The sequence below is a fragment of the Collinsella phocaeensis genome, from assembly GCF_900119895.1.
GTDB classification, from domain to species: Bacteria; Actinomycetota; Coriobacteriia; order Coriobacteriales; family Coriobacteriaceae; genus Collinsella; species Collinsella phocaeensis.
Genome location: NZ_FQLR01000004.1, coordinates 149,067 through 162,096, shown reverse-complemented (window position 1 = coordinate 162,096; position 13,030 = coordinate 149,067). Strand labels below are relative to the sequence as shown.

The 13,030-nt window shown below is 63.3% G+C and carries 12 protein-coding genes and 1 tRNA gene; 4 read left to right on the top strand and 9 right to left on the bottom strand.

The genetic code is table 11. The annotated features are described in order from the left end of the window. Window positions 1-20: 20 nt before the first annotated feature. Window positions 21-764, bottom strand: coding sequence for a P-loop NTPase family protein (locus BQ7355_RS02835; RefSeq protein ID WP_072414843.1), 744 nt, complete (start codon window positions 762-764; stop codon window positions 21-23). A gap of 498 nt (window positions 765-1,262) precedes the next feature. Beyond that, the gene (locus tag BQ7355_RS02830) at window positions 1,263-1,469 is read right to left on the bottom strand and encodes a helix-turn-helix domain-containing protein (protein ID WP_083581501.1); all 207 of its coding nucleotides are present in this window, start codon (window positions 1,467-1,469) and stop codon (window positions 1,263-1,265) included. 94 nt (window positions 1,470-1,563) lie between these two features. Between BQ7355_RS02830 and BQ7355_RS02825 the strand changes: the two genes are divergently transcribed. Next, the gene (locus BQ7355_RS02825) at window positions 1,564-2,802 is read left to right on the top strand and encodes a hypothetical protein (protein ID WP_072414842.1); all 1,239 of its coding nucleotides are present in this window, start codon (window positions 1,564-1,566) and stop codon (window positions 2,800-2,802) included. Between the two features lie 54 nt (window positions 2,803-2,856). After that, window positions 2,857-4,074, top strand: a complete 1,218-nt coding sequence (locus tag BQ7355_RS02820) for a tyrosine-type recombinase/integrase (RefSeq protein ID WP_072414841.1) — start codon at window positions 2,857-2,859, stop codon at window positions 4,072-4,074. A gap of 109 nt (window positions 4,075-4,183) precedes the next feature. Here the strand turns inward: BQ7355_RS02820 and BQ7355_RS02815 are convergent. Beyond that, window positions 4,184-4,260, bottom strand: a tRNA-Met gene (locus BQ7355_RS02815). A gap of 279 nt (window positions 4,261-4,539) precedes the next feature. On the opposite strand from BQ7355_RS02815, the gene BQ7355_RS02810 reads away from it, so the two are divergent. Then, window positions 4,540-5,316, top strand: coding sequence for a type III pantothenate kinase (locus tag BQ7355_RS02810; protein ID WP_072414840.1), 777 nt, complete (start codon window positions 4,540-4,542; stop codon window positions 5,314-5,316). 478 nt (window positions 5,317-5,794) lie between these two features. Here the strand turns inward: BQ7355_RS02810 and BQ7355_RS02805 are convergent, their stop codons facing one another. The 4 genes from BQ7355_RS02805 to BQ7355_RS02790 all read right to left on the bottom strand — a co-directional run bounded on the left by BQ7355_RS02805 (window position 5,795) and on the right by BQ7355_RS02790 (window position 10,324). Continuing rightward, window positions 5,795-6,742: a biotin--[acetyl-CoA-carboxylase] ligase gene (locus tag BQ7355_RS02805; protein WP_072414839.1), complete on the bottom strand. Its 948-nt coding sequence runs from the start codon at window positions 6,740-6,742 to the stop codon at window positions 5,795-5,797. Then, the gene (gene folP / locus BQ7355_RS02800; RefSeq protein WP_072414838.1) at window positions 6,743-8,458 is read right to left on the bottom strand and encodes a dihydropteroate synthase; all 1,716 of its coding nucleotides are present in this window, start codon (window positions 8,456-8,458) and stop codon (window positions 6,743-6,745) included. Between the two features lie 84 nt (window positions 8,459-8,542). Beyond that, window positions 8,543-9,295 carry an NAD-dependent protein deacylase gene (locus BQ7355_RS02795; protein ID WP_072414837.1) on the bottom strand — a complete coding sequence of 251 codons (753 nt, stop codon included), beginning with the start codon at window positions 9,293-9,295 and terminating at the stop codon, window positions 8,543-8,545. A gap of 36 nt (window positions 9,296-9,331) precedes the next feature. After that, window positions 9,332-10,324 (bottom strand): hypothetical protein, encoded by a 993-nt coding sequence (locus BQ7355_RS02790; RefSeq protein WP_072414836.1) that lies wholly within the window; start codon window positions 10,322-10,324, stop codon window positions 9,332-9,334. Window positions 10,325-10,511: 187 nt separating this feature from the next. On the opposite strand from BQ7355_RS02790, the gene BQ7355_RS02785 reads away from it, so the two are divergent. Continuing rightward, the gene (locus tag BQ7355_RS02785; RefSeq protein ID WP_072414835.1) at window positions 10,512-11,360 is read left to right on the top strand and encodes an exodeoxyribonuclease III; all 849 of its coding nucleotides are present in this window, start codon (window positions 10,512-10,514) and stop codon (window positions 11,358-11,360) included. A gap of 95 nt (window positions 11,361-11,455) precedes the next feature. Here BQ7355_RS02785 and rplI read toward each other — a convergent pair whose 3' ends face one another. Then, window positions 11,456-11,986 (bottom strand): 50S ribosomal protein L9, encoded by a 531-nt coding sequence (rplI, locus tag BQ7355_RS02780; protein WP_072414834.1) that lies wholly within the window; start codon window positions 11,984-11,986, stop codon window positions 11,456-11,458. Window positions 11,987-12,027: 41 nt separating this feature from the next. Further along, entirely contained in the window at window positions 12,028-13,008 is a 981-nt protein-coding gene (locus BQ7355_RS02775; protein ID WP_159430432.1) for a DUF2232 domain-containing protein, read from the bottom strand. Window positions 13,009-13,030 lie beyond the last annotated feature (22 nt).

Below are 13,030 nucleotides of genomic sequence, written 5' to 3'. Positions count from 1 at the left end.
GAAGCGCGCATCACGTCCTCTTACCCGGGCCAATGAATCGGGACGAAGTGTTGTTTAACCAGCCTGTCGTCTCTTCCCACGTAATTGCCAAGAGAAGCAATGATCCTGTTGGCCATTGAAGTTGTATCGTGAATGTCTGCGCCCGCCTTCACGAGCGAGTTGCAATACTCCTCAAGTCCATATTGGGTGGTATAGATGGTAGGCAGCATATGGCCCCAACGCTTATCAACCACCTCGCGGACGACCGAGCATTCTTCCCTTCCCTGCCTTACGCACGAGCCCAAATCGTCTAGGACGAGAAGGGGGCAGGTCGTCAGCGGCTCGATGAGCCTCCACTTATTCCCCTCGCCGTAAAGACCTGAACCCATCCACGTCCCGTGGACCAAATCGGAAACAGCCACGAATATGCAACCGTCGGCCAATGATTCGGGCTCCCCCGACGCTTCAACAATCCCTTTAACCACCCATGCCGCCGCAGTGCTCTTGCCTGCGCCGCTCCCGCCGCTAAGCCACAACGAGGAAGTCCCCTTTCCAGAGTATCCCTCTACCCATTTTTTCACTGCCAGAGGAATGCGACACTCGTCAAAGCCCTCGGACGCCATGACCTTGATAACCACCTCGGGCACGCCCGCTTTCACGAGCTTTTCTTCGAGGTCAAACTCCTTCGCCCCACCGCCATTGCCCGCACATCCCATCTTCTTCATTTGGGCGACGAAGTCTTCGCTGGAGATTGTGTTCTTCACGACGACAAGCTTCTCGTTCATGGCATCTCCCCATCCACGCGGTCCAGCAGAGAAATCAACGGGTCATATTTGGGCCCCTCTTTGTTGGTGTCTAAATAAAAGTCTCCGCTCTTAGTTAGGCGTCCCGGACTTCCAGTTTGATGCGTAGCCTCATTCCCATTTGAGCCCCTGCAACGTGTAGCGCCCTCCACCTTTAACGGATCTCTTGCTTCACATTTGAACTCCGAAAGACTGGTTAGGTGAAACACCGTTCCGCCGCCATTTCCCCGCCTCGTCTCAAAAGTTATAACCCCGTGGTCCTTGAGGGCATTTGCTGCGCTCCACAGCGTCTTGCGACTCACTCCGATTGCCTCAGCAAGCTTCTCCATGCTTATCCCGATGTTGTTTCTGCACGCAAAAACGCGCGAATGAAGCCAGAGATACAGAGCGCCAGCGGCACCTCCGCATTTCGCCAGAATCGGTGCAACGACATCTGCTTCGGTTTCATAATTTCTCGTCCACGCCCCGCCCATAAAGGACCTAGCCCTTGAAAGCGCTCTCGGAATCGAGAAAGTCATAGACCCACTCGCGACGGATGCGATAACTGCGCCCACAGCGGATCGCACGAATCTTGCCTTCGCGAACATACGTGTAAACGGTTTTTTCGTGCAAGCCGAGGAACTTGGCGACGTCGGCCACATGGAGCACGTCGGGGAGACAAGGTCCCTTATGTTCTACCTTTTCCATTTATCCTCCAAATTATGGACTTATATGTGTTTCGAATCCATTCTGTGGTATCATACACTTGGAACTAAAGTCAATAGTTGGATTGGATTAGGTTTTGAGTCCATTAGTTAACTATGAGCGCTTACCCCTATCGGTCCGCCAGCCCATCAAGCTCGACATCAAGACAGTAAAACCGTGGCTGCGCTACAGCTTTGATCGCCTGTGGGGAACCAGCGCCGACGGCGAGCGTTTCGCATACTATGTTGAGCATGGCGAGCCCACTGTCATGCAATTCGAGCATCTGGAAAACGAGTTTTTTGCAAGCAGCCTCCAGAAGGTCAACGTTGATCGCACCGAAAGCATCGTTCGCTTCTGCGAGCGTTACGGCTTTCCCGTTTCCAGCGGCTACGATGGCGCTCAACGCCTCACTCTTTTCCGCAGCCGTTTCAAGCTTTTCAAGACAGATTTTCAGCCGCTCAAGAGCGAATGGGACATTCTGGCCAGCGAGAGCGCATCCGCCGCAGGCATCCCCTTGTTCAGTAGCGCTTACTCGGAAGACGACAAAACGTTACTGGGGCGCAGACCATACTTTCTCTCCGAGGAAGCTCGCCGCATCCATCTAAATGACCGCTCGGTCGTGGGAGCCATTTCCGAGGCGGAGGTAATTCAGACAATACGTGCCCTTCAGGTATCGACTGCCCTGATTACCGCCGTCGCATATGGCTTGGAAAACACCGACACCTGGGGTGCCAACGAAGTTGCCGATTACCTTTGCGACCGCTCGCACATGGCACAGAACGGCATTAGCTTTTTCCTTCTCTCCAACACCGACACTCTATTGAAAAATACTCGCCTTAAGTCATACGATACGCTCATTCTCGAGAGTTCAGAATTCAAGTCGATGGTGCAACAAGGTGAAAATGCGGGCTTCAACACGCGGGAGAGCTATACATCAACCCTTGCGGATGGACTGGTAATCGCATCAAATACCGCAATCTCCTTCCTAGCGAACTCTCTTCTCTCTTACCGCTTTGATGGAACAGGTGGAACTCCCGACGAAGCCGAAGATGACAACGGTGGACCCCTCGCCGCTTGGTCCCATGCGCGAAAAAAGACCCACCGTAGACCGGCGAGCACGCATTCCTACGGATGCCTCTCCGAGGCAATCATCTCCCAGTTTGGCCTCCTCTATGACGACCCCGCCGAATGGCGCATCTGTGACAACTGCGGACGAATCTTCAAGAAGTACCGCGAGGAGAAGCCAGGCAAGGTGATCCAGAAGACCCGCTTCTGCAAACGCAGCTGCGCCAATTCCTATAGCAAGAAGAAGTCCCAAGGGCTCATTACCGAGTAATCGGTTTGAGATAGATCTATCCGCCCTCAACGCACTTGAAGGAGGTGAACAGATATGAGAACAGTCAGCGAAGGCTACGCACCCGTGAAGCGCGGCAAGGACTCTTGGCTGCTCAGAGTTAGCGTGAGCGAGGACGGCAAGCCCTCCAAGCGCCTGAGTAAGACCGTCCACTGCCGCACCAAGACCGAGGCAAAGCGCCTGCTGGACGAGTGGCGCGTAGAGCTCATGACGGCCCGCACCCGCGTGGACCGCAGCAACATCACCCTTGAGGAGTTCCTGCGCGACCACGTCGCCTACCTGCACGACGTGAAGCACCTGAGCGCCAACACGATTCGCGGCTACCGCGACATCGTCGAGACGCGCTGGGCACCGAGACTCGGCACGACCCTGCTGAAAGACTTGAAGCCTTACATGATCGAGGACCAGCTGGCGTGGATGCGCCAAAGCGGCGGCCTCAACGGCAAGCCCCTTTCTGGCAACACCTGCCAGAAGGCCCTGTCTTTCCTGAAGACCGCGCTCAAGCGCGCCCGCCGCCTCGAATACATCGAGTCCAACCCCTGCGAGCTCGTGGACGTTCCATCCAAGGAGACGAAGGAGGTTCGGGTCATCGATGAAAACGAGGTGTGCCGCATGAAGGTCGCCCTGCTCGGATGCCCGGACTACCGCTTCGCCGCCGCCACAAACCTCGCGCTCGACACGGGCATGAGGCGCGGCGAGCTGTGCGCACTCAGGTGGCGCGATGTCAGCCTCGATGAGGGCGTCATACGCGTCCGCCGCGCACTCGCCGAGGCACGCGCGACGGACACCTACTGCGGTGAGACCCTGGAGGAGAAGCTGCCCAAGAGCAACCGCTCGTACAGGGACGTCACCATTCCCGAGGGGACGGTCGAGTTCCTGCGCCGTCACAAGCAAATGCAGCTCTATCGCCTGATGTACAACGACATCGAGCAGGGCGAGGACACCCCCGTGTTCTGCAGCGACCTCGGCGAGCTCTACCGCCCGTCGAAATTCACGAGCGACTTCAGCCGCTTCGCCCAGCACAAGTCATTCAACATCACGCTGCATGGAACTCGTCATACCCATGCCTCCTTGCTTCTAAAGAAAGGCGTTCCGATTCAGTACGTGTCCAGCAGGCTCGGCCATGAAAGCATTGAGATTACGTACAAGATCTATGCGCACTTCCTACCGGGAGACGACGGAGGCTCCTCGGAGAAATGGGGCGACTTAGCCGAGCTGCCGAAGGACGTCTTCGGCCTTCTTCCCGCTGCCTGATTCTCAGTGTTTGCCATGGTTTACTGCCACAACCCTGCCACAAGCCCCAAAACAGGCTGCCACAACAAGAAAAAAGGCCAGCCGACTAAGCAGCTGACCTCTAAGTTCTTGGTCGCGGGGGCAGGATTTGAACCTACGACCTCCGGGTTATGAGCCCGGCGAGCTACCAGACTGCTCCACCCCGCAATGTCTGGGCGCATCTCGTGCGCAAGAAGATATATTACGTAGCGCAACCATTCCTGACAATAGCCCGATCGATATATGCCTTTTCTTCACATGTTCAACATATATCGAAAACGAGCAGGTCGTTACCGGGCCACACACGGACCAGAGCCGTCGCCGGGGCGCTTGTGCCCGAATTCCCCAAGGCGCACACCGCGAACAACGCACCCGCCCATGCTTCTATACAATGTCTTAGGACAACAGTCACACCGGGCTCGGCCCGTCATGCATCTTGGAGGCACCATGATCCTCGCTGTCGATATGGGCAACACGCAGACCGCGATCGGCCTGTTCCGTGACGACCAGCTCCTCAGCTCGTGGCGCATGCCCACCGACCGCGCGCATACGAAGGACGAGATCCATGTCCGCCTGCTCGGTTTCTTCCGCATGTACGGCCACGACCTCTCCTCGGTCGAGGCGATTGCCTTCGCCGGCGTCGTCCCCCAGCTCGTGCGCGAATGGGAAGCCGTCGCCGCGCAAATCGACGCGGAATTCCTCGCTGTCGGACGCGACACCGCCGCCGTCACGCCCATCGTCGCCGACAACCCCTCCGAAGTCGGGGCCGACCGCATCGCCAATTCCGTCGCCGCCGCCGCGTTCCACGGTGCACCAGCGATCGTCGTCGACTTCGGAACCGCAACCAACATCGATGTCGTCAACGCCGACGGGGCCTACATCGGCGGCGCCATCGCTCCGGGACTGCGCATCTCCATGGATGCGCTCACCGCGCGCGCCGCGCGGCTCGCCAGCGTTCCCCTCGAGTCGCCTGCCCATGCAATCGGCCGCAACACCGTCGAAGCCGTCCAGAACGGCCTGGTCGTGGGCACCGCAGCCATGGCAGAAGGCCTCGTCGCCCGCATCAAGGCCGAGCTCGGTGCCCCCGATGCGATCGTCATCGCGACGGGCGGACTCGCCGGGATCGTTGCGGAATGCACCGATCTCTTCGATATCATCGACGGCCAGCTCACCCTGCGCGGCATCCGCGAAATCCACCGCCGCCTGCACGCGCGCGAGCTGTAGGGATATTGCGGGCGCTGCATGGATCCTCGTCACCCGCTCGCACCAGGCAGAACGGCGCGTCCCGGCGCGCATATTCAGTCGAATCCACGCTTCTCCAGCAAGTCCTCTTGTTTTTACTTAACCCCCTGGCAGCATGGGCAAAAAGTGGCAAATATATACGTCCAATCCAGTCTTTCGGTCCATACTCGGCCCTTTTAGACGACAGATGTTCATTAAATGGGCATGAGAAATGTCGGATTTCGCAAGGATTGAAGCCTTCGTGCCGCAATAAGCCCTTTCGACGCCTTATTGACTTATATATTTGCCACTTTTGTCCAAAAACTTAGGGTGTTATTCATTATTATTACTAGTCTGACCCCCTACCGCACACAAAGGAGTGCCGGGGCACCAGGCCGCACCGCATCGTACGCGGCCTGGTGCCCCGGCGCATAGCGGGCGGCGGGGCCGCCAACCAGCCCGGCTGCACCGGCAAATGCGGTCACACTTCGCGCAGGCTTACCGCCTCAGAGGGAAACGCCTGCTCGGCCCCATCCGGTGCAGCAAGCGTCGCGCGGCCCCAGACGTCGAGCCCCGTAAACACCCCGACCGCAAGAGGATGTCCGTCCGGGGTGAGCGCAACCACCTGATGGCCCAACATGGGCACAAGGTCGAAGTACTCGGAGAGGATCGGCGCGAACGGGCCGGCGGCCGCATCGGATGCCGCAAGCTCGGCGGCCCAGGCATCAACGCGGGCGACCACGGCGGCCCGCAGGGTCTCAGCAATCTCCGGAACCGAGGGCACGGATCCGCCGGGTCGATCGTCGGAAAATGCGAGCAGCTCTTCGAGGGAAATGGGCGCCAGCGGGCGCGGGCCCGTCGCCGGCCGATCGTCCATATTCGGATCGACCTCGACGGGCACCACGTTCATACCCATCCCCACCACGGCAAACGGTCCTTCGGCCGCAGATTTCGCTTCGACAAGAATGCCGACGAGCTTCGAATCGAACGGCGCGCCGACGCTCAGGGCATTGGCAGCGACCTCCCCCGCAGGCAGCGAGTAGTCCCCGGCGCCGGCGTCCGCGCAGCGGCGCGCAACGATGTCGTTCGGCCACTTGATGCCCACACGCCCCGCAAGGCCGAGCTCGTGCAGGGTGTCCATGACCCCCAGGGCGCACACCGCCGGCAAGGCGATGAACTGTGCCATGGACACCCGCGGGCGCAGCACGCACGAGAGGTACAGGCTTCCCTTCGGGGATGCCCAGGCATGGCCGCGACGGCCCCGGCCCGCGACCTGGCGCTCGGCGCAGACCGCCCATCCGTGCGGCGCCCCATCGCGAGCCGCCCCGATGGCAACATCGTTCGTCGAGCCCACCGACGGCAGGACGCAGAGCGTCGAGCCGCCCTCCCACGACGCGCGCACCGCGTCCCGCTCGCACGCGGCGCCCATCTACAGCACCCCCAGCTCGCGGACCACGTGCCCGACGCGCTCCTCGGGCTCCTTCACGTCGACGCCCTCGTAGCGGAAGAACCGCGCCGGGTCGTGCATGAGGTCCTCGAGCGGGACGAGCACGAAATCGCGCTCGCCGATCTTGGGATGCGGCAGCACGAGCTTCTCGCCGCCGTGCACCTCCCCCTCCATCCACAGCAGGTCGCAATCGAGGGTGCGCGGGCCGTTCGCCTTCGCGGCGGCCGTGCGGTCGCGGCCGAGCTTGTCCTCGATCTTCAGCAGCTCGTCGAGCAGTATGATCGGCGCGAGCTCGGAACGGACCTCGACCACGGCGTTGGCGAAGGGTTCCTGGTGCTCCTCGTAGGCAGGCTCGCTCTCGTAAATGCGAGAGCAGTTGGAAACGCAGGTGAGCGGGATCTCGGCGATGAGGTCCTTGGCGGCGCGTATGTTGTCCAGGCGATGGCCCAGGTTGGAACCGAGCGCCACGAAGGCACGGCGGGGATGAGGGCGGGCGACGGCCCAATAGCCGTTGAGGAACTGAGCGAATCCGGCGACATCGTGCACGCGCACGACGTTCGCGCCAGCCTGGATCGCGGCAAGGCATACGCCGTAGGTGGCGGCGTCACGGTCGGCGGCCACGGTCACGCCAGAGACCGCCCCCACGAAGCGCTTGCGCGACACGGCGCAGAGCAGCGGATACCCCAGCGAAGCCATCTTCGCGGTCTCGCGCTGGATGATGATGTCCTCGTTCGCGGTCTTGCCGAATCCGGCGCCCGGGTCGATGCAGATGCGCTCGCGCGCGACACCCGCATGGACGAGCGCACGGGCCTGGTCGGACAGGAAGCCCATGACGCGGCGCATGATGGGCGCGGAATCCGGAAGCGTGAAGCGGCGCAGCTGCGAGGTGCCCACATAGGCTTCCTCGCGGCGCGCGGACCGAGCCATCACCGCGGCGAGGCGGTCGACCTGCTCCGCGGCATCGGGGGCCTCGGCGACCTCGGGGGCCGCAGCGGGCGTCTCGGCCGTTGGCGCTTCGGCCTCTTCGCGACCCTCGTCCTCCTTCGCCTCCGCAGCGTCGCCGAACGGCAGTTGAGGCTGCACGAGCCCGCCGGCAAGGCGGGTCACGGAGCCCACCCCGGACTTGGCCCTGGACTTCTTGCCATTCGAAGGCGCGGCCGCGGCGGCCGCGGCAGCGCGGGCCTTCTCGGCCACGAAGGCGGCGGCGGAGGTATCGAGCTGCACGGCCTTATGGGTTCGCGCGATCGGCTCCGAAACCTCGCCCGCGTGCATCACGACGACGCCGCAGGTGCTCGATGTGACGAACTCGACCATCTTGGGGTCGGTGAATCCCGTGACATCGTTGACGATGGACGCACCCACGCGCACGGCGGCCTTCGCCACCTCCACGTGGCGCGTGTCCACCGATACGATCGCCCCGCGCTGCGCGAGCGCGCGGATAACGGGCAGCACGCGACGCGCCTCCTCGTCCGGGGAGACGGGCGTGAAGCCCGGACGCGTGGACTCGCCGCCGACGTCGATGATGTCGGCGCCGGCATCCAGCATCGCGATGCCGTGCGCGATCGCGGCATCGGTGTCCAGGTGCTCGCCACCGTCGCTGAATGAATCCGGGGTGACGTTGAGGACGCCCATGATGCGCGGTCGGTCGAACTTGAGCTCGTACTTGCCGCAGCGCCAGATCTTGGTGTCGTGTGCCATGAAGGTCCTTTCACAAGGCGCCGGAAGGGCGCCGGATTTGCCGTCCCTATTGTATCCGCCGCATGATGAGGGGCAGCAGTCTCCCTAGAAATCGAATGCCTGGGCGATGTCGCAGGCGATCAGCACGTCGGCGTCACCATCCTGCGGCGTGCAGTCGCGGTTCACGATGACGAGGGTATCCCCGTTGAAAAATCGCGTGAGTCCCGCCGCCGGGTAGACGACGAGCGAGGTCCCGCCGATCACGAGCAGGTCCGCCCGCGAGATCGCATCGATCGCCCCGGCCATCACGCGCTCGTCGAGCGGCTCCTCGTAGAGCACGACGTCGGGCTTGATCTCGCCGCGGCACAGCGGGCACTCCGGCACGCCGCGCACGTCCTCGTGCTCGCGCGCGCAGACCCACGCCGCATCGTAGGTCTGCCCGCAGCGCTGACACACGTTGCGGTGGACCGACCCGTGCAGCTCCCAGACGACCTGCGAGCCGGCGGCCTGGTGCAAGCCGTCGATGTTCTGCGTCACCACGGCATCGAGCTTGCCTGCCGCCTCGAGCTCGGCGAGCTTCGTGTGGCACCGGTTGGGCCGGGCGTCGAGCGCGATCATGCGCTCACGGTAGAACTCGTAGAACTCCGCCGTGTGAGAAGCGTAGAAGGAGTGCGAGAGCATCGTCTCGGGCGGATAGGCGAAATGCTGGCGATAGAGGCCGTCCACACTCCGGAAGTCCGGAATACCGCTCGCGGTGGACACGCCCGCACCGCCGAAGAAGACCGCATGGTCGTGCGCTTCGAACAGTTTGGCGAGGGCCGAAGAGGCCTCCGCGGGATCCGTGATTGCTCGAGCCATCTTCCCGTCCCTTCATCTTGGGCGCAGCTGCGTTCGCTAGAACGCCCAGTCGTCCTCGTCGTCCGCCTGACGCCGGTTGCGGGCCACGACGGGCGCCCATTCCTCATCGCCGTCGTCCAAATCGAACGCATCGAAGGAGCCGAGCGCGCCGGGCGCCGAGTAATCCGGGTTGAACGCAAACGGATCGGCCGCGGCCTCCGGCTCATCCCCAAAAGAGGCAGCCGCCGGGGCGGGCTGGGAAGCAGGAGCCTCCGACGGAGTCCACATGCGGGTCGCAGCCGCATCGACGGCGGGCGCGGGCGCAGACGGCACCGCGGAGACCGGAGTCGAAGGTGCAGGGGCGTACGCCGGCTCGCCGTACGCGGAATCCGCGACGGGTGTCGCCCGCTCGACCTGGGCGGCGCCGTATGCGGACGGGCCCTGCGCATAGGATGAGGGGCGATAGGGCTCGGGCGATTCATAGGCGTCCCCGTAGGAACCGCTTTCCACGGCTCCGTATGCGGCATCCGGATCCGCATCGTACGCGTCCTCCCGCTGCTCCGAGCCATAGCCCTCATACGGCATGGCCCCAGAAGCGAGGAGCCGCTTCTTCGTCCCGTTGGCAAGGATCAGCACGATAGCGAGCACGAGGGCGGCAAGCGCCATGACTCCCAGCGTGCCGCAGGACACCGTCAGGCCGAACACGCCCTCGAGGCCGCGAACGGCCACCAGCGCGGCAAGGGCCAGGGAGACGGCGGACAGCACGATCGAAAGCGCGGCAGACAGCATGAGCGGGAGTTTGCCTCCCATCGAGAGCGCCGACACGACCGTCACGGCGAGGCCGCCCACGCCGGCGCCCACCGATATCGCGATGAGGGATACCGTCGCCTGGCGCTCTTCCTCGATGAAGACCGCCCCGACGACCGCCGCCAAAACGCCCGCGACGAGCAGGCATGCGATGGCCGCTAGGCACAGCAGGACGGACCAGGTGCGGACGTGGCGGAACGAGCGCTCGAGGCGCTCCTCCGCGGGGCTCATGATATTCGACACGGTCGGTACTCCGCCTTTCGGACTGCTTCCATACAGATCGCTGCACGCGCGCCCGGCATCAACCGAGCACATATTCCCCTATTATAGGTTCGACCGCGACGGCCAGGGACGCCGCCCGCGTTCAATCCCATCTCTGCACGCCGAGGACGCAAAACGGCGCCCTCGCAACCATATCGAAAGGACCGACATGGACACCGCCCACGATGCCCCGCGCACCTACTCGCTTGCGTCTTGGAACGTCAACGGCCTGCGCGCCGTGCTCAAGAAAGACCCCAGCTTCACCGACATCGTCGCCGAGCTCGATGCCGACATCCTCGCGCTGCAGGAAACGAAACTGCAAGAAGGCCAGGTCGAGCTCGATCTGCCCGGCTACCACCAGGTCTGGAGCTACGCCGAGCGCAAGGGCTACTCAGGCACCGCGGTGTTCACGCACGAGGAGCCACTCGCCGTCCGGCACGCCGACGCCGTGCTCGAGGCCGGCCGCGCCGCCGGGCTATCCGACGACGAGCTCGAGCTGGTCGCCGTCGCCGCGACCGAGGGTCGCGTCTGCGCCCTCGAATTCGACCGGTTCTGGTTCGTCGACGTGTACACCCCCAACGCACAGGGGGAACTCGCGCGGCTCGACACGCGCATGGCCTGGGACGACGCCTTCCGCGCCTTCCTACGTTCCCTCGAGCAGGAGACCGGCAAGCCGGTAGTCACCTGCGGGGATTTCAACGTCGCCCACAACGAAATCGACCTCAAGAACCCCAAGAGCAACCGCGGCAACGCCGGCTTCTCCGACGAAGAGCGCGCGAAATTCACCGACCTGCTCGATGCGGGGTACACCGATACCTTCCGCGCGGCCAACCCCGGGCTCGAGGGCGCCTACAGCTGGTGGAGCTACCGGTTCAACGCGCGCAAGAACAACGCGGGATGGCGTATCGACTATTTCCTGGTGAGCGACTCCATCGCCGATCGGGTCCAGGCAGCAGGCATCCGGAGCGATGTCTTCGGATCCGACCACTGTCCGGTCACCCTGAAGATCGAGCTCTAGCGACCCGCAGGGCGCGCCAAGCGTTGCCGGCACATGAAAAAACGGCTCGGACGCGCAAGCATCCGAGCCGTTTCAATGCGACGAAGAGACGCAGGCTACTCAGCGGCAGCCTCGGTCTCGACGGCCTCAGCGACCTCAGCGGCCTCGGCCTCGGCCTCGACCCCCTCGGCCTCCTCCTCGGCGGAAACGCCGACGAGGACGTTCACCACGGCGCTGATCTCGCGGTAGAGCGAGATGGTGACGGCGTGGGTGCCCGCGACCTTGATGGGCTTACCGAGCTCGACGCGCTTGCGATCGACCTCGATGTCCAGCTGGGCCTTGATCGCGTCGGCGATCATGGAGCTGGTCACTGAACCGAACAGGACGCCCTCGTCGCCGACCTTGGCGTCGACGGTGACGGACTTGCCGTCCAGGGCGCTCTTGAGCGCGTTGGCGTTCTCAAGACGAACGGCCTCGCGCTTCGCGATGTTGTTGCGACGCTCCTCGAGCTGCTTCAGGTTGCCCTTGGTAGCCGCAACGGCGAGCTTCTTAGGGAACAGGTAGTTCTCGGCATAGCCCTGAGCGACGTCGACGACGTCACCCTCGCCACCCTTGCCCTTGATCTCACCCAGAAGAACGACTTTCATGAGATCTCCTTGCAGATAGCACCGCTCCCGCAGTGCAATGATTACTGTTGTGCCCTTGCGTGCGAGCCGCTCCGCGAAAGCTTGCGGAAATTGGCCCACACGTCGATCAGGCCGACGACGCTCACGACAAAGAGCGTCGCTTCGAGTTGAATGAGCAGCGTAAGCAGGATCACCCTGAAGAAGCATCCCGCCCGGCGGGCGTTCAGGCGGTACAGGACCACGCCGAACCCCTGCAGGGTGAATATCATCCTCACGCTAAGGAGCGCCGTCGCACAGACCGTGCGCAGAACCTCTGCGTACGGGACGGGCGAGAACGACACCCCGAGCCCGGCGACGGAGATCGCGAGCACGCCGACCGCCCACATAGGCGCGTCGTAGCGAGCGATCGAAGGCATACGGGGATCCCCGTACGCGCGCGCCGCCATAAGGTGCGAACCGATCGCCGCCGACAAGACGTTCATGGTCGCGCTCACGACGTAGAGCACGGGCCAGATCGCCTGGAAGACGGGTTCGGCCTGCCTCAGGACCATATCGGCCTCGATGCCTTGACCCAAGGTCGCGCGGGCCGTCTCCATGATGAGCGCGGTATACTCCGCGCCCACGGAGGAGGCTCCGGCCTGCATAAGCAGGAAGGCGTCGACGCCAAGACCCACGCCAGCGCAAGCCGCGATAACGAGGCTCACGCTCAACGTGGTCGCCGCGCGATGCCGCATGCACCACACGGCGCCCAGCGCCGCGAGCACGCCCGAAAGCGTGCCGGTCGCGAGCAGCGGTTCGAACGCGACCATGCCGGCGACCGCCGCCGCGCCGACGAGGGCGGCCAGGGCGAAACCCTTCGTGCCGCCCGCCTCGTACATGCCGCGCGCACCGTAGCCCATCAGGGCGACGCCGAGCACCGGCATGACCGTGGCGGCAAAAGCGCCGGCGAGCATGAAGGCCGCAGAGCCCGCCATGTTCGCGGGCCTGGGCCCACGGGAAGGCGGAAACGGGGCGATCTGCATGGGCGCCTGGTCCTGGTCCATCATCTACTCAGTCAGACCTCGA

Coding starts and splice junctions, on each gene's coding strand:
- BQ7355_RS02835 (WP_072414843.1), bottom strand. CDS start 764: ATGAACGAGAAGCTTGTCGTCGTGAAGAACACAATCTCCAGCGAAGAC.
- BQ7355_RS02830 (WP_083581501.1), bottom strand. CDS start 1,469: ATGGAAAAGGTAGAACATAAGGGACCTTGTCTCCCCGACGTGCTCCAT.
- BQ7355_RS02820 (WP_072414841.1), top strand. CDS start 2,857: ATGAGAACAGTCAGCGAAGGCTACGCACCCGTGAAGCGCGGCAAGGAC.
- BQ7355_RS02810 (WP_072414840.1), top strand. CDS start 4,540: ATGATCCTCGCTGTCGATATGGGCAACACGCAGACCGCGATCGGCCTG.
- BQ7355_RS02805 (WP_072414839.1), bottom strand. CDS start 6,742: ATGGGCGCCGCGTGCGAGCGGGACGCGGTGCGCGCGTCGTGGGAGGGC.
- folP (WP_072414838.1), bottom strand. CDS start 8,458: ATGGCACACGACACCAAGATCTGGCGCTGCGGCAAGTACGAGCTCAAG.
- BQ7355_RS02795 (WP_072414837.1), bottom strand. CDS start 9,295: ATGGCTCGAGCAATCACGGATCCCGCGGAGGCCTCTTCGGCCCTCGCC.
- BQ7355_RS02785 (WP_072414835.1), top strand. CDS start 10,512: ATGGACACCGCCCACGATGCCCCGCGCACCTACTCGCTTGCGTCTTGG.
- rplI (WP_072414834.1), bottom strand. CDS start 11,986: ATGAAAGTCGTTCTTCTGGGTGAGATCAAGGGCAAGGGTGGCGAGGGT.
- BQ7355_RS02775 (WP_159430432.1), bottom strand. CDS start 13,008: ATGGACCAGGACCAGGCGCCCATGCAGATCGCCCCGTTTCCGCCTTCC.